Origin of the sequence: Mycoplasmopsis gallinacea (assembly GCF_012220205.1) — a bacterium.
Lineage (GTDB): Bacteria > Bacillota_I > Bacilli_A > Mycoplasmatales > Metamycoplasmataceae > Mycoplasmopsis > Mycoplasmopsis gallinacea_A.
Window position 1 is genome coordinate 501,226 of sequence record NZ_CP047225.1, and the last position, 17,737, is coordinate 518,962.

The 17,737-nt window shown below is 27.9% G+C and carries 10 protein-coding genes, 1 other RNA gene and 1 pseudogene; 7 read left to right on the forward strand and 5 right to left on the reverse strand.

Annotated features, from left to right (window positions below; translation table 4 throughout):
* Positions 1-10 precede the first annotated feature (10 nt).
* The 4 genes from GOQ20_RS02100 to GOQ20_RS02115 all read left to right on the forward strand — a co-directional run bounded on the left by GOQ20_RS02100 (position 11) and on the right by GOQ20_RS02115 (position 6,403).
* On the forward strand, positions 11-2,239 hold the full coding sequence (locus GOQ20_RS02100) for an ATP-binding cassette domain-containing protein (protein WP_167845212.1): 2,229 nt from the start codon (positions 11-13) through the stop codon (positions 2,237-2,239).
* Complete coding sequence (locus GOQ20_RS02105; protein WP_167845213.1) at positions 2,229-3,281, forward strand: carbohydrate ABC transporter permease; 1,053 nt, start codon at positions 2,229-2,231, stop codon at positions 3,279-3,281. Before GOQ20_RS02100 ends, GOQ20_RS02105 begins: the two co-directional genes overlap by 11 nt.
* Before the next feature lie 121 nt (positions 3,282-3,402).
* Positions 3,403-4,209, forward strand: a complete 807-nt coding sequence (locus GOQ20_RS02110; RefSeq protein ID WP_233091240.1) for a carbohydrate ABC transporter permease — start codon at positions 3,403-3,405, stop codon at positions 4,207-4,209.
* A 520-nt stretch (positions 4,210-4,729) separates the two neighbouring features.
* Positions 4,730-6,403 (forward strand): IS1634 family transposase, encoded by a 1,674-nt coding sequence (locus GOQ20_RS02115; RefSeq protein ID WP_443093812.1) that lies wholly within the window; start codon positions 4,730-4,732, stop codon positions 6,401-6,403.
* Between the two features lie 147 nt (positions 6,404-6,550).
* On the opposite strand, the pseudogene GOQ20_RS02120 reads toward GOQ20_RS02115, so the two are convergent.
* The 5 genes and pseudogenes from GOQ20_RS02120 to rnpB all read right to left on the reverse strand — a co-directional run bounded on the left by GOQ20_RS02120 (position 6,551) and on the right by rnpB (position 12,777).
* A pseudogene (locus GOQ20_RS02120) lies at positions 6,551-8,238 on the reverse strand (IS1634 family transposase).
* A 357-nt stretch (positions 8,239-8,595) separates the two neighbouring features.
* Positions 8,596-8,925: an ArsR/SmtB family transcription factor gene (locus GOQ20_RS02125; RefSeq protein ID WP_167845215.1), complete on the reverse strand. Its 330-nt coding sequence runs from the start codon at positions 8,923-8,925 to the stop codon at positions 8,596-8,598.
* A gap of 11 nt (positions 8,926-8,936) precedes the next feature.
* Complete coding sequence (locus GOQ20_RS02130; RefSeq protein WP_167845216.1) at positions 8,937-12,086, reverse strand: DEAD/DEAH box helicase; 3,150 nt, start codon at positions 12,084-12,086, stop codon at positions 8,937-8,939.
* Between the two features lies 1 nt (position 12,087).
* A complete protein-coding gene (locus GOQ20_RS02135) occupies positions 12,088-12,438 on the reverse strand; it encodes a PTS sugar transporter subunit IIABC (protein ID WP_167845217.1) in 351 nt (116 codons plus the stop codon).
* A gap of 64 nt (positions 12,439-12,502) precedes the next feature.
* An RNA gene (gene rnpB / locus GOQ20_RS02140) (RNase P RNA component class B) lies at positions 12,503-12,777 on the reverse strand.
* A gap of 224 nt (positions 12,778-13,001) precedes the next feature.
* Between rnpB and rpsB the strand changes: the two genes are divergently transcribed.
* From rpsB to GOQ20_RS02155, 3 genes are all read left to right on the forward strand, one after another.
* Positions 13,002-13,823 carry a 30S ribosomal protein S2 gene (rpsB, locus tag GOQ20_RS02145; protein WP_167845218.1) on the forward strand — a complete coding sequence of 274 codons (822 nt, stop codon included), beginning with the start codon at positions 13,002-13,004 and terminating at the stop codon, positions 13,821-13,823.
* Positions 13,824-13,847: 24 nt separating this feature from the next.
* Entirely contained in the window at positions 13,848-14,729 is an 882-nt protein-coding gene (gene tsf / locus GOQ20_RS02150) for a translation elongation factor Ts (protein WP_167845219.1), read from the forward strand.
* A gap of 107 nt (positions 14,730-14,836) precedes the next feature.
* The gene (locus GOQ20_RS02155) at positions 14,837-17,725 is read left to right on the forward strand and encodes a hypothetical protein (protein ID WP_167845220.1); all 2,889 of its coding nucleotides are present in this window, start codon (positions 14,837-14,839) and stop codon (positions 17,723-17,725) included.
* Positions 17,726-17,737 lie beyond the last annotated feature (12 nt).

The window sequence follows — 17,737 nt, forward strand, 5'->3', positions numbered from 1 at the left end:
AAGGAAAACTATGGAACAAAACGAAAATAAACATTTCAAAAATCCAGCCATTGAAATCAAAAACCTAGTTATTGATTTTGGTACATCGGTTGCAGTTGACAATGTTTCTTTTAAAATAGAACAAGGTGAATTGGTTACTCTTTTAGGACCTAGCGGTAGTGGGAAAACCACAACACTTAACGCAATTTCTGGTCTTTTAAAACCAAGTAGCGGGAAAATTTATTTTAATGGTATAGATGTTACTAAATATTCTCCACAACAAAGAGAATTAGGGCTTGTATTCCAAAACTATGCACTTTATCCTCACATGAATGTGTTTAATAATATTGCTTTCCCTTTATATAATGATGAACACTGACAAAGTGAATACAAATTAAACTTTGAGAAAGCCCAAAAAAATATTTTTCACATTTTAATTAAGCATTTTGGATTAGATTCAAAATTATCAGAGGAATTAGAATCTGCTTTTGAACAAAGAAATTATCTAAGAGAAGCAAATAATGTAGCTTTATTAAACTTAAAAACAAGAAGAGATGATATTTATCAAACACAAGCAAACTTATTAGAAATTGCTGAATCAAAAGCTGCAGCAGAAAAAAACTTTATTGTTAAAGATTCTCTTGATTCATATCAAAAAGCTAAAGCAGGTTTAGAAAAAACATTATCATATAAAAAATCTCTTGATAAAATAGAAAACTTGCAAGACATTAGAGAAAAAGTTTCGAATATTTATAACTCAGTAATTGCGGAAATTTCAAATGTTATTAATAAATTTCAAACAAAATATAATGAAGTGTCAGAACAAGAAAAAGCACTTTTAGAAAGAATCAAAGCTAATCCTATTTCTTCTACAAATCAATTAACTGATAGAGAAAACTCTCAAGCAAAACATTTTGATAATGAGATTCAATTTGTAAATAATGTATCTTCTAAATCAATTAATAAATTCTTTAACTCTCTTGAATACAATGATTTTCTTAAAAATCAATATACAGAAAAATTAGATAAATACATTACAGAAATATATGATTTAAGAAATAACGCTTACAAAAAAGTAGAAGAGTACAAAAAGGATGTTTATAAAAATGTTCTTGGGATACCACAAAAAGAAATCGTTTTTAAAGAAGAAGTTCAAATAATTAACCAAATGAATGAATCTATTTATAACGTTCTTTTTAGTTACGTAAAAAGTAAACATAAAAAGATTTTAATGAATTTAAAATACCAATTTAAATTTATGAAAATGTTGTCTAAAAAACACTTAATCAATAAAAATATTTCAGAATCTAAAAAACAATTTAATTTAGAAAATAGAAAAAATAATAATAATTTTAGACAATTGCAAAAATCTATTTTAAATGAGTTATTACAAAAAGCTGCAGTAACAGGAAAAATCACTACTACAGCTAAAATGAATGCTTTAATTCAACTTCTCCCTCTTGAATTACAAAAAGAAGTTGAAGAATACAAAAAAGATCTTATTTCAATGAAAGATGCTATTGCTAGAGATGTTTTAGAAGTAGCAGAACGTGTTGATATAACAAAAAATCTTGCTAAAAAACCTACACAACTTAGTGGTGGACAACAACAACGTGTTGCGATTGCTCGTGCTCTTGTTAAAAAACCTAAAATTTTATTACTTGATGAACCACTTTCTAACCTTGATGCAAAACTTAGAATTTCAACAAGAAAATGAATTAGAGCTCTTCAACAAGAAAGTAAAATAACAACTGTTTTTGTTACTCACGACCAAGAAGAAGCTATGTCAATTAGTGATAAAGTTATTTGTATGTCAATGGCTAAAGTACAACAAATGGGTGAACCTATGGAACTTTATAGAAAACCAGCTAATGAGTTTGTTGCTAAATTCTTAGGTATGCCTGAAATGTCTGTTTTTGAAACAGAATTTAAAAACAATCATGTTGTAATTAATGGTAAAGAAATCTTGAAACTTAATAATTACAATAAAAATTCAATTAAAGTAGGAATTAGAGGTGAAGATTTAATTGAGAGTGAAAATTTAGATGGTACATTTAAAGGTACAATCAAAACAATTGAATATTTAGGTAAAGAAATTCAAGCTCAAATTAACTTTGAATCTCCAAACGTTGTAGCTAATGTCTTTTTAAGTAAAAAAGATACTTATTCAATTGGTGATAAAATTTCAATGGATATTCGAAAAGTTTCTAGATTACATCTTTTTGATTTAGAAACTTCAGAAAGAATTGATGAAATTTAAGCTTTTTCTTAGATCTAAATTTTCTCTTTCAAAAAATAAAACAAGTTTGAGAGTTATCGATGCTAAATCACCAGCATGAAAACCGATGCTCTTACTTACTCCTTCAATTTTAATTATTTTACTTTTCACAATAATTCCATTTATTTTGACAATAATAAATGCTTTTGAAGTTAAAACAGGATTTTATCAATCTACAGAATTTTCATTAGCAAACTTTACTGATGTATGAAATAAAGAAAAAAATGTCGGTGAAGAATTTTATATCGCTTTAAGAAATTCATTTGTTTATTCAATTGCCGCACTACCTCTTTCACTTGTAATTTCGATTTTAATTGCATCAGCAATTTTCCACATTGTAAATAAATATATGAAAGGTTTTGTTCAAACTATTTTCTTCCTTCCATATGTTACCAATGCAATTGCAATCGGTCTTACTTTCTACTACCTTTTTGGTGGTACAGATCCAACTGAAACAGGTTTAATTAATAATATTTTCGGAAGTGATATCAAATGACTTAAAACTGGAGAAAAAGGATCTTGATGACCTCTTATTGTAATTATCATTAGAGGGGTATGAGGAAACCTTGCTTTCCAAATCTTAATTTTAACTTCAGCTATGCTAGGGGTTAATAAACAATTATATAAATCAGCTTCAATTGATGGAGCTTACAAAGCTAAACAATTTTTCTTTATAACTTTACCTTCAATTCAAAAAACCATTTCTTTCTTAATAACAGTTGGTTTAATTGGTGGTATTAAAGTATTCCCACTTGCAATTTTTAATAACAGTGCAGAAAGTGCTATACAAAATGGTGGTGGTACACTTATGCTTCTTATTTACAAATACATTACAACAAATGGTGATTTTTATTTAGCAGGAGCCCTTTCAGTTTATTTAGTTGTTATTGGTATATTAGTATCATTTACTTTAAGAAGATTTGTTTCTGCTATGTTTAATATTGCTGGTAAGAGAGGAGAAAAAAGTGTTTACAATAAAATTGCTAATCAAGCAACTGTTTCTAAAACAAAATTTAAAATCTAAACAAGAAAAAGTTGCTAACCCAATCGAAACCACCAAGCTGTTTAGTACATTATTACTCTTAACATTTAAAATTTTTGTTGTTTTATTTTTCGGAGCAATTGTATTATTCCCTTTTTATTTTATGATAGTGAACTCATTTTTTTCAAATGAACTAGCAGAAGATAAAGATGTTGTCCACTTAATTCCAAGAGATTTAGAAACAGGAGAAATCCATTTCTATTTTGAAAATTATAAAAAAGCCTTCCAAGAAGGGTATTGAAGAGCTCTTGTTTTCACAGCTGCTATTACAGCTGCAAGTATTGCAGGAAAAACGTTCTTCTCAATGACTTTTGGATATGCATTTAGTTTAAAACAATGAAGATTTAAAAACGCAATGTGATATTTCTTTTTAGCTCTTTTAGTTCTTCCAGAACTCGCATTACTTTCACAACAATATACCGTTGTTTCTAAGTTACAATGAAAAGATAAAGACGATGCTTTTAAAATCTTAGTTGCCTTAACTATACCATTTGTTGCTTCAGTATTTTCAGGGTTTATGTTTAGAAATGCGTTTGAAGCAATAAGTGATAGCGTTAGAGAATCAGCTAAAATTGATGGAGCAAGTGAATTAAAATTCTTTGTTAAAATTGCTATTCCAATGGTTAAATCAACCATTTGAACTGTTGCTATTTTAACCGCTTTTGCTTCATGAAATAGTTATTTATGACCTTCTACAGTGTTTGATGGTAGAACTGATGCTCCTGTGCTTTCAATCTGACTTTTCACAACTGGTAAAGATACAGAAGGTGGAGAAGTATCTAGATTATTCATTAACATCAGAATGGCAGCTGCAGTTATTGCCATCTCACCTCTTATTATTGTTTACATTTTCATTAGAAAAAGAATTATGAACGCAATTTCAAGACAAGGTGTTGCTACAAAAGGATAATTATGTTTTTATTTTATTTCAAAAAATATATTATTTCTAATATTCAAAAATACTTAAAATTTCTTCTTATTTTATCTTCTTTTGTAGTGTTTGTAATTTTTATAATAATGGTTATTTGAGGTCTTGTAGCATTTCCAATAGAATATTTCAATAACTAAATTTCTTATTTTAATCAAAAATCCACGCTAACACTAGCGCGGATTTTTTAATTTACTTTTTAAAGCAGCTACAGCTATATTTAGTAACTTCGGGGTGATTATAAATTGATTTAAGAATTTCATTAAAGCTATTTAGAAATTCTTTATTTAAAAAATCCTGCGTTTCCAAGTTGTAATGAAGAAAAAAACGAATACACCTACAAATAAGGCGTATTCGTTTTTTTGCACTTTGAAATTACAATGATAGACCATCACCTGCGTTTCCCACTTAAGTGAGTTTTTTTACATTTTCGCAGCAGTACATATTTATCTAATAAATATGTAAAAAACCTAGTAATTTACTAGGTAAAATATGATATAATATGTGCATGCAAGCAAAAACAAAAGAAAAAAGAACATGAATATTGTGTGTTTCTAAACAAAAAGCAGGTACATATATACAGGTCGGGTGCAGAAAAATAAAAGGCACAGGATATGAAACGAGATTTGGGGTTGGATATGAACATGACTTTGAGAAGTATCAAAAAAATTCAATTGAAAAAATCAAAATGCTTGTTAAAGACATACCTTTAACAACTCCCAAAGAAGAAATTATTGAAATTATTAATCAAAAGTTTAAAGAAAACAAAAATGATCTTGTTGAATATAGAAAAAGATTTAAGGGATATGAACTTGTTTCTTCGTTGGTTGATCATTTTGACATTTTTAAAGACTGTCATAAAACAAAATCAGTAAGTTTAAAAGAAGTTGTGATGCAACAAATTTATCAAAGATTAAAAGAGCCATTAAGTATTTTAGGCACTTTCAATAGTCTAAAAAAAGAACAAGAATTTGTTTATTCTAAAAATTCTTTTTACAGATCGTTAGATTACATCGCTGAAAATAGGGGGCAAATTTTACAAAATGTAAATTCAGTTCTTGTAAATGAACACAAAAAAGATGTAGAAATCATATGATATGATTCCACCACTACTTATTTTGAAACTTTTAGTAGAGAAGGGTACAAAAAACCTGGTTATTCAAAGGACGGTAAGTTTAAAGAAGATCAAATTGTTATTGGGCTAGCAACTGATTCAAACGGAATTCCACTACATTACAAAGTCTTTCCTGGAAATACAACAGATGCAAACACATTCATCCCTTTTGTCTTGGAAATTCAAAAAATATATAAGATAAAACAAATTACAATTATCGCTGATAAAGGTATGTCTTTAAACAAAAACATCAGATTTTTAGAGTCCAAAGGTTTAAAATTCATTATTTCTTACCGGATGAAAACAGGAACAAAAGACTTTAAAGAATTTGTTTTAAACCAAGAAGGTTATATTCATTCTAAAACCGGTTTAGTGCATAAATCAGAAGAATTTCTTTCTCAATATAGAAACGGTAGAATCAATGGAAAAATAAGAAAAAGAATCATTACTTTTAGTAAGAAGAGAGCAAGAAAAGATGCAGAAGATAGACAAATTTTAATCAATAACTTCCTCAAGAAAGCTAAAAACGGAAAAGTTTCTTATGAAGATATTGCAGGCGGGAAGAAATATAGATTCTTTAAAGCTGTTGACAAATCTGGTTATTATGAACTTGATAACGAAAAGATTTTGCAAGATGAAAAATTCGATGGATATTATGTTTACGAGACAAATAGACATGATTTAACTCCTGATCAAATTGTAGATTTATATGCAAAACAATGAAAAGTTGAAGAGAATTTTAGAAGCTTAAAGAGTAGATTAGTTCTTAGACCCATGTATTTATCAAGTTGGAAACACATTACTGGTTATATCTGTCTTTGCTTTTTAAGTTTAGTTTTAATGAAATTCTTAGTTTTCAAAATTAATGATTTAATAGGTTTATCTCAAAAAGATAAATTTACAGAACATAGATTAAACAAAATGATTAATGACATTATAGAAGTTGAAGAAAAATTCAACAATAAAACAGTCAAAATTTTCGATATTAAAGATAAAAGTTTGGAAGATAGTTGAAATGACTATCTATTAATTCAAAAAGTTTTAGAAATGATTAAAAAGTAAAAATAAATATCCGCTTCAAACGGATATTTTGCTTTTTATACTAGCAAGTGGGAAACGCAGGAAAAAATCCTGCGTTTCCAAGTTGTAATGAAGAAAAAAACGAATACACCTACAAATAAGGCGTATTCGTTTTTTTGCACTTTCAAATTACAATGATAGACCATCAACCGCATATTGAAAATCACTATATATTTTGTTTAATTCCTTATGTTCTGGGTCTAAATTATTCTTGATTTCACTTACAACTTTACCATTCACAGTCTTTGTTGTGATTGTTATAAGTTTCAATGCATCTATAAACATATTCATTGTGAGTTTTCGGATCTCTCCATTATCTTTATAAAATTTATTTAATTTATAAATGCAATATTTCAAAACAATTAGAGACAAAAAGCATAAAAATACATGAGATTGAATATGTTCGTCTTTATAAACGTACATCGGTCTAACTTCGATTGCTGATTTTAAGGTTCTAAAACCTTCTTCCACTTTTCATTGTCCCTTATATATTTCATTCGCTTCTTTTGAATCTATGTTTGTTATGTTGGTTTCAATCATATAAAAACCATCTTCATTAGCGACTTTTTTAATTTTTTCGATATTTAATCTTCCGACTGTTTTACCATCTACATCCATATACTTTTTCTTATATTCAGGAACCAAAGCGCTTAATGGCAATTCACCATTAATTGACTTTTTCTCCAATTTATTAATAAGATTTTCTCTTTTTATTTTGTCTAAAGTTTGTTTTGAAGGGCTAAAATAGACAAATTGTTTTCTAAAGGTATCGCTATATCTTTTTTATTTTTGTTTTTAGCTCAAACAGATTGGACGAATCTAGATTTAGTAAAATAATCATTTTCTTGAACAAACCCTTGATCATTTACTATAAATGCTTTATCTTCTTTTGCAAGAATATCAATACGTTTCTGAACTATATATTTATATCCTTTTTGTTCTAAATATCTTAAATTTGCATTTTGACTAATACCTTTATCAGCAACTATTATTGTGTCTTTTGTTTTGTAAATTCTTTGCATTTCGACTAAAAATTTCACAAGAGTTTTAGAATCTGCAGTATTTCCTTCGAAAACTTTATAGTGAAAAGGAATACCATTATTATCAACTGCCATAGCCACAACAATTTGATCTTCATCATGCTTTCCGTCTTTAGAAAAACCTCTTTGTCTCAAACCATCTCTTGAAAAACTTTGAAAATAAACAGTTGTATTATCAAAATGCATTAATTTTGTGTTTCTAGTTGTCAATTCTTGCATTTTGTTATAAATATTGACTAAAATTGCATTTTTATATTCTAAAAAAGTATTAAAATAGTTATAAATTGAAGATTTTTTTATATCTATCTCATGTAAAAAGTCATTTTTGTTTTTGTATTGACAAATATAACTTCTTGGTTGAATTATTCTTGTTGCAACAATAAATTCCAATACTTCTTCTAAAGATTTGTGTTTAGTTTTTGGTAATCCTTTAAATAAATCTAGTTCTTTAATTACTTTATAAATCAATTCAATACCAACGTTTTTTACATTTGTCTCGACAGATTTTGGGTTAAGCAATTGGAAAAATTTGGTTTTAACTTCAATTTTATCTTCTCCAACAGGAACCAATCTAGCAATTGGTTTTAAATCATCGATGTTTTGTAGAGAATATTTTTCTTTAATTTCTTCTCAATAACCTAATCCAACTAAATTCCCAATCCCTTTACCGTATCCTTTTGATATTCCTAATGCAATGTAAATCCCTTTAGGGTTTTTTCTTTTATACAGAATGTAGTTACTCATATTTATATTATACATTATTATCATTGTAATCATTGTAAAAAGTTAAAATAATTAAAAATTGTACTTATATACAATGTATATAAGTAATAAGGTAAAAGGTATAAAAAAGAGCTTCCAACTTGGAAACTCAGAAGAATTATGAACGCAATTTCAAGACAAGGTGTTGCTACAAAAGGATAATTATGTTTTTATTTTATTTCAAAAAATATATTATTTCTAATATTCAAAAATACTTAAAATTTCTTCTTATTTTATCTTCTTTTGTAGTGTTTGTAATTTTTATAATAATGGTTATTTGAGGTCTTGTAGCATTTCCAATAGAATATTTCAATAACTAAATTTCTTATTTTAATCAAAAATCCACGCTAACACTAGCGCGGATTTTTTAATTTACTTTTTAAAGCAGCTACAGCTATATTTAGTAACTTCGGGGTGATTATAAATTGATTTAAGAATTTCATTAAAGCTATTTAGAAATTCTTTATTTAAAAAATAGTAATTATATAAACCTTCTTTTTTAGAATTTACTACACCCTTGCGTTTAAGCTCGCTTAAGTGCTTTGAGATATTAGCTTGCTTTTCATTAAAAAGTTGAACAAGAGTTTGAACATCACATTCATTTTCGACACAAGAATAAAAATGAATGATTAATTTGAATTTAACTGGGCTTGCAAGGAGAGCAAATAAATCAGTCATATCCATATGTGAGTGTGAATGCATATAGAACTCCTTTATTTTTTATGCTCGAATTTATCTAAATTTTCATAATAAAAGTCTTTATCAATTTGATTTTGAACTCAAATTCAATTAATTGGGTTAATAACAATTGGACTATATTTTTTAGATTCTAAAAATGAAATAAAGTCTTTTTTAAGAACATAATTTTCAACATTGTTTTTATAATCTAAATTATCAACAACAATATATTTATAAGGTTTGTTTTTAAACTTAATAACAAAATCAATTTCAATAGTTCCCAATTTAACATCTTTAGAGATTGTTAAATTCTTATTAATCTTAATTTTAGAAGCTAGTTTTTCATAAATAAACTCTTTAAATTGATTGGTTTTAAGTTCATTTGATATAACTTGTTTTAATGAGTTATTTTCTTTTAAGATAAGGTTTTTAGCTTCTTGGTTCATTTCAATATAACCTAATCATTTTTTGAAGATTCTTAAATCATCAGTCGATTTATCGTTTATAAGAATTTCAGAGCTTTTTAATGTCTTAATAACAATCATTTTTTCTTTAGCTCTACTGATAGCAACATTCAGTGCATTTTTACCACCTTCACGAGCTACATAAGAAAATTGTAAGCGAGTGTTTTTATCATAAGCAACTGTAGCAATGATCAAATCAGCTTCATCACCTTGAATATTTTCAATGTTTCTAATTAAAATTTTCTTATTAGTAACAGCTTCTTCAAGTTCAGGGAATTTAGTGTAAATCACATTTTTTAAGTATTCACTTTGCTTAGCATTAAAAGCAAGGAGAATGATTTTGTTATATTTATGTAAATTAGCAATTAAAAGCTCAATACATTTTTTAGCTTCAGCAATATTGCGGTTATCTTTTCAAATTCCATCTACTTGAATTAATTCGATTGCATCATCAGAGTTTTTAAAAGCCACGTCAAGCACATCTAGTGAAGAATTATAGAAGTATTTGCTTGAAAAAGACATAAGCGAAGCGTGGTTAGAACGATAGTTTTTATCAAGCAGAATTTGGTAAGTGCCAATGCTTAGTGCATAATCAAGCAGTGATTCAACTTTTCCAAAAATTGAATCATCAATGGTTCTAGTCCCAAATCAGTTGCTTGGACGCATTTGTTTAGTATCGCCAGCAAGAATTTTTTTCTTTGCTAAATATAAAATAGGTAAACCGTTTTCAATGAAAATTTGGCTTGATTCATCTAAAATAGCATAATCAAATTCATGTTTACTTCACCCGCTTAAATCAGTGTTGGGAGTTGCGATAACAATTGGAAAAATCTTCTTGATAATGTTTGTGAATTTTTTAACAAACCGATATGGTTCAAGGTTCATAATTCTTACACTTGAAGCAAATTCAAAATATTCTTTCTTTTCTTCTTCATTAAGATTATTAACTCTTTGGAAAATCCTTTGAGCAATGATATCTTGAATCATCTTTTCATCACTAATTACGCTTTTACGTTTAATTTGATCTTGCAATTCGTTTGAAACTTCAACTTTTTGCTTTAGCTTAATAAATTCACTTTCTGGATTTTCAAAATCAAAAAACTTAAAGCTATCTCTTAGTTCAAATAAATCACCATTAAAGGTTTTAAGGTTTTGATCTATTTTATTAGCTCAGCTAGCTATTTCTTGGTATTTAGGTAAAAATGGCATAAATCTTAATTTACTTTTTCTAAGAAGTTTCTTTTTAGTATTTTCACCATTAAAAGTGCCATCAGGTAAATTTAAATAACTAGGAATAGTTGCAATGAAATTGACATCTTTTTGCAATTGAAAATCAGGCTTATGTGCACTAAAATAATAATAAGATTCAAGCAGGTGTGGTGTATTTTTATTGCTTGTAAGCTCTGAAGAAACTTGAACAAATTTTTGTTCTTCATTTGTTAAAGTTTCTTGAAGTTTAAACCTAGAATTAGGTGCAAAGTTCTCGAGAAAATCTAAGTATTCTTGAATTGGTTGATAGAAAGATTGTTTATTCATTTCTTTTGAATTAAGTACAAATAAACAGAACTTAGATAAAAGGCCCATTCTTTCTTTGATAACTTCTAAGGCAGCTTTCTTTTGTGAAGCTACAATGGCAGTTTTATCATAAACTAAAATATTAGCAATTAAATTAACAATAGTTTGGCTTTTCCCAGTCCCTGGAGGCCCTCAAATGACTGTGTTTTGGTTAAGTGACGAAAGAATTGCTTTATCTTGTGAATAGTTAGTTGGAGTGATTTTAAAAAGAGAAATATTAGGGTTAAAAATAGTTTTATCAACCCTTTCTTTGTAAATATTTTTATTAAACTCAACTTTAAGAATTTGATCCATTTCATTATTTTGGATAATTTCTTTCATTCTAGTTCTTGAATAACCACCTCATGGTTCAAAAAGGCCTAAAACAGCACCTGGATGAAAAATTAAGCTTTTGTTATTAATTTCTGATAATTCTAATTCTTTAAATGGATAAATGATATTTTCAGGAACTTCATAAATTCCTTTTCAATCTTTTTTAATTTTTGAAATTAATGATTCGATTTTTAATTCTTTAAAATCTGAATCAATTTGTAAGTTAAATTCATTATTATTAAGGAAGAAAAGTAATTTCTCATTGACTTTAATATGTCCTGAACTTGAAAGAATTGGTGTTCCATTTCTAAAAGTAATGATCACTTCTTTAAAGAAAAGTGGCGCATAAACGAATTTATCATCAATTCTAACTGACACAAATAAAAAACCAATGTGAAGCGGTCAAATGTTATTTTGGTCCAAAATATGAGCAGCTGCATCATTAAGTAATTTTCATTTAACAACTCATTTTTGAAGCTGAGATTCTAAATTTTCAATTATTTCTTTTTTACTTTTTTCAAACTCTTTAAAAAGCTTATTTTCACTATATTTAATTTCTAAGTGTTTCACTTTGTTTAAAGTGTTTATGAAATCTGAAGGAATATTACTTTTTTTAAGTGAATCAATAAGCGAGTTAGAAATGTAATCAAAAACATTAATGCTAAATGTTTCTTGATTACAAATTTCTCTAAACATTTCAGGACCAAGTAATGAATAAAGATCAAAGCACTTTTTGTTATTGTTAATTTTTGTAAAAATAGAAGAATCACTTTGATTAATTTCTAATAGGTTATCCAAAATGACTTTATATTTTGTTTCTTTTTCGTTTATCATCTTATTTTCCTTCAAGAAGTCTTGCGGTTATTGCCGAAAATTCTCCTAAAATGATTGATACTGAATCACTTTTAGCAAAAATACCTGTTACTCCTTTTAATTGACGTATTTTATCTAGATCAGCAATTTTTGCATTTTTAAGAAAAACTGTGATCCGAGATGGTTTGGTTTCAATTTTTTCAATGTTGTCTTCCCCTAGAGCAACTTTTAACAAGTTAATATCAAAAGGTAAATTATCACTTTGATAGATTGTATTTTTTGTATGTTTTAACTGTTTTTTTCATTTAATTCAAATCAAACCAAATGTAATAATGGTATAAAAAATCATTTTAAATTTATTCTTTTTAAACATATTTTTATTATAAATGTTTTATCTAAAAATAAATAAAAAAGCAACATTTGAAAAATGTTGCTACATCTATAAGCCGTGTTCTGTTCTGCAAAAGCAGTGTCAGTAATTTATCTAATGTTCGCAAGGAACATTCCTAAGTGTTGTTCATTTCCTAACTTAGGTTCCCCTACCATAATTTGGGTTTCTAACTCATGGAGTTTACCGCGTTTCACAATTCTCGTCTCTGTGGCACTAGTCGTCTAAGCCCAGGCTTATTAGTCCTGGCATGAACACTACCACCATCGCAGGTGGTGTTAGCACGGACTTTCCTCTACATTTCTGCAGCTACTGACCGATGTAATAAAATCATACTAAAAAATCTTTGGAAAATCTTTTTTTATTGTTAAAATTAATAAAGTAAATTGAATTATGTTTATTTAAATTCGAATTTTCACAAATTCAGATTAATTTAAATTGGATAATTACTTACCTTTATGGATTCGCATGGGTGTGCTTTTTCTAAAAGTGCTAGGCGTTGGAAGTAAAAGGTTAAAACTAACAAACTAAAAAATGAGGTAGAAAATATGACACAACAAAAAGAAAAAGAAACAAAACAACCTATTGTTTCTAAAGAGAAATTATTAGAAGCTGGTGCTTACTTTGGACATAAAGCTTCAAACTGAAATCCAAAAATGAAAGATTTCATTGTTCCTCACAAAAAAAATAGAGGATCACACATCATCGATATTACAAAAACACAAAAATACTTAGAATTTGCTTATTCACTTGTTAATAAATTAGCATCAAGAAATGCACAATTTATTTTTGTTGGAACAAAAAAACAAGCTCGTGCTGCTGTTAAAGAAGCTGCTGAAAGAACAAATTCATTATACGTTATAGAAAGATGACTTGGTGGAACACTTACAAACAACTCAACAATTATGTCACGTGTAAAGAAAATGGAAGAGCTTGAAGCTAAAGCTAAAGGTGAATTCAAAGGATACACCAAAAAAGAAGCTCTTGACAAAATGAGAGAACTTGAAAAATTACACAAAAACCTTGATGGTATTAGAAACATGAAACGTTTACCACAAGTTATGATTGTAGCAGACCCTAATGAAGATGCTATCGCTGTTAAAGAAGCAAAAAGAAAGAAAATCAAAGTTATTGGTATTTTAGATACAAACTCAGATCCAGATTCATTAGACTTTGGAATTCCTGCTAACGATGATTCAGCAAAATCAATCACACTTATTATGACAGTTTTAGCTGATGCTATTGCTAAAGCTCAAGGAAAACCACAACTTTTCGCTTACCAAGACGAAGAAAAAGTTGTATTACCAGATTTTGGTAAAAAAGCAAACGCTGAAGTTGAAAACAACCAACCAGCTAACGAAAACAAATAATATAAAAATATAGGAGAATAAATCATGGCTGACAACAAAATGGAACTTATTAAAGAATTAAGACAAAGAACTAATTCTGCTCTTGTTGACTGTAAAAAAGCTTTAGAAGCTACAGCATACGACATTGAAGCTGCTATTAAATGACTTAAAGACAACGGAATTGTAAAAGCTGCTAAAAAAGCAGGTAGAGTTGCTGCAGAAGGTGCTGTAACAGCTGTTGGAAATGATAAGTCTGCTTTACTTGTAGAAATTAACTCAGAAACAGATTTCGTTGCTAAAAACGATAAGTTTATTATGCTTCTTGACAAAGTTGCAAATGCTATTTATAATGCAAATGTTGAAACGACAGAAGAAGCATTAACTGTTAAATTAGACGATAACCAAACTGTTGAACAAGCTCTTGTTGATGCGACAGCAGTTATTGGAGAAAAAATTAGTCTTCGTCGTATTAAACGGGTAAATGCTATGGATAACCAAGTGTTAGGAATTTATGTTCATGCTAATGGTCAAGTAGCATCAGTTGTTGTTGTAAACGGTTCAAATGCTAATGTAGCAAGAGACGTTGCAATGCATGTTGCTGCTATGAATCCAGAATTTGACCTTGTAAACGAAATACCATCAGAAAGAATGGAAGAAATCAAAAAAGGATTTGTAGAACCAAATGGTTTTGCTAACAAACCAGAAAACATCCGTGAAAAAATTGTTTCAGGATGACTTGATAAACAATTATCAGAGTTTGTTCTTGCTAAACAACCTTTTGTTATGGATGATGGTGTTACAGTAGAAAAATATCTTGCAAACAGTGGTTGCGAGTTAGTTAAATCTTACAGATTCGAAGTAGGTGAAGGTATTGAAAAAGTTCAATCAAACTTCGCTGAAGAAGTATCAAGTATGGTTAATGGATAATATTAAACATTTTGCATAAACATAAACTACCCCTAAGTGGGTAGATGTTTATGCATTTTTTTATTTTTTGAGAATATAAAAATCATTTTTAGAAAGAAGGAAAGAAAATGAAAAAAATCAAGAAATTATTACCTTTCGCTCTTGCTGGATCGTCGCTTCCACTTTTAACTTTACTTTCATGTAATAACGAAGAAGAAACACAAAAACCAGTTACAGTAGAGAAGAAAGAAGAAAGTTTCACTGAAAAAGAAGATTTTGAAGCCCTTTTAAATAAACTTAATTCTAAAGGATATGATTCAGAAACAGTTTCTGAATTTCAAGAAATTGCAATTCAGTTAAGACGTGAGTATTTAGCAAATGGAATTACAAATGAGCTTAGAAACAAATATTTAAGAGAATATGAAAGATTAAGAAACAAAGCTCTTGAAATTGTTTCTAGAGAAATTGAATTGTTAGAAAGTGCGCCAGCACCTGAACCTAAATATTCTGATGAAGAAGTTGAGTCATTAAAAGCAGAACTTTTAGAACTTAAAAATGAGCTTGAAAGTAAAAATAATAAAACAGCTGAATTAGAAAAAATGATTGCTAAATTACAAGAACAAGTAGCAAAATTAAATCAAAATAATTTAGTAAGAAATAAAAGTGCTAAAGAAATATTACTTTTCGTTTTAAGATATTTAGAAAAATATGCCAATGCATTAAAAGCTTCATTTGAATCTGGAGAAAACCCATTAATTACAAATTTTGAGGAATTTAAGACAACTTTATTAGATAAAATCCCAGTGTGAATTTCAAATACTGAAGAATCAGAAGATACATTTGATAATTTAGAAGATTTCAAAGAAAACATTTTACTTCAATTACACAGAATCGTTTTAGAACAAGGACTTTATGATAGATTCGAAGTAACACCAGCACAAGGTGATAGACCAGCAACATACGGATATCGTTATGCACCTGAAGAAGAACCACAAGAATTTATGGAAGAACTTTTTGATTGAAGAATCAAAATTTTTGAAAGCATCAAAAAAGAATTAGAAGTTAATGCTGAACAAAATGCTAAACTTATTGAAATTGTTGAAGCAATTTCTAACGCATACGCAGATAATAAAGGTGCATCTTCATTCTTTGAACAAATTAGAAGGTTTGATACTTTAGAAGTAAGTTATTGAAATCGATATTTCCGACACCCTAATTATTCAAACTTATTAAATACTAGATTATGAAAAGTTTCCGCAACATACAAAATTCCACAATTTCCATTTGATTCTAAAATTACAGATCCTAGATTTGAGGAAATTTTACAAAAAGCAAATGAAGTTTCAAATACTATTCTTACATTCTTTAGGGATTCAGCAAACAATAACAACTTAAGTTCTGTGTACAATAGAGTTTTATATAAAACACTTCTTGATATCTTTACATTTATTTCAAATTTAAGATACAACAATACCGCTCAAACAATCAACGACTTTAAAGTTCTTCTTTTTGAGAAACAAGCATTATTTAATGAAAAATTTGGTGAAGATTACAAAAAGAAAATGGAATCAGCACTTAATCTTATAAAATTGTATGTATCATTAGCTAGAAAAGAAGATAAAACTGGTTCTTTAGATAAATTGCAAAAAACCATTAATTCTAAGAAAATAAATTCAGAAACAGAAGAAAATGATATTTTTTACTATCCACTTAGTAGACAATTCCTTAGAGATTTAAATAGCTCAGAGATTTATACAGAAGATCTTAAAAACTATTTCGATCAATACATAGGTTATACAAAACTTGAAAAAAGAGCTCAAACTGATATAGATTTACGTAATTTCTGAACAACTTTAGGAATTGATCCAAGAAGTGATGAATATGAATCATTTATTAATAATAAGAAATTCTTAGTGAAATTACAAAGAGCAATTACTGAAGAAGAGCAACGTCTTGCTAAATATAAAAATAACAAAACATTATTTGATTCTCTTTCAGGAGAAAGTGAACTTGCTTTTAACGAAAATGGTGAAAAACAACAAAGAAATGAACAACTTCAAGCTATTAAAACAACACTGGAAACTTGAGTTGCAAAAGTTACAAATTCTTTAGAAAACACTGATGAATACGAAATTGACGAATCAACATATTCAGAAAAAACCATCGGTGAAGAAACAATTACTTTCGGTGCTTTCCAAGACCTTCCTGCTTATCTTAATGAAAAAGCAACTAAAATTCAAGAATTTATTGATAACCAAGATTCAGCAGCAACTGAAGAAAAAGCTCTTGTTGATGAACTTAACACAAAACTTGGGAAATTTAAACAATTATTATCTCAATGATCTACAGATACAAACGACTTCATTGAAAGTTCTGAAAATACAATTAATATACTTAAAAGTAGACCTTCAAGATCATACTTTGATATTTACTATGTTGTGCCAGCACAAGAAATTTATGCACTTATTAGATATTTCGAATTTGCAAAAAAAGCTGAATTAACTCAAAACTTTATTGATGAAAGTTACAAAAGAAATGACTCAAAAGCTTATGATTTATTAGTTACAAAAGCAAAAGATATTTTAGAAGGCGCAACTTATAAAGGTCTTACAGATTTAGATGTGACTCACGTTGAATATGTAGGAGATGATGAAAGTCTTGCGGCATCATACCCTGTAGAGTGAAAAGAAAAATTCTTAAGAGTTGAAAGAGAATATGCTGAGGTTATTTTAGCTACATTAAAAGTTATGAAAAGTAGTAGATCATCTCAAGAAGAAAAAACTGCAAAACGTGCAGAATTTACAGAAAAAATGAAAGAATACTACGGAATTTTAAATGATCCTAATGTTTTAATTTTAAAAGATTCAAAATATAGATTTCAAGAAAAACATTATGAAAAAGATGACAATGATAATTGAACATTTGGACCGTATCAATTAGCTGATCTTTACTCACACCTTGATGCAATTTATTCAACAAATAAACTTATGAATGATTACATTATCCCTAAAAAATAATTTATAAAATTT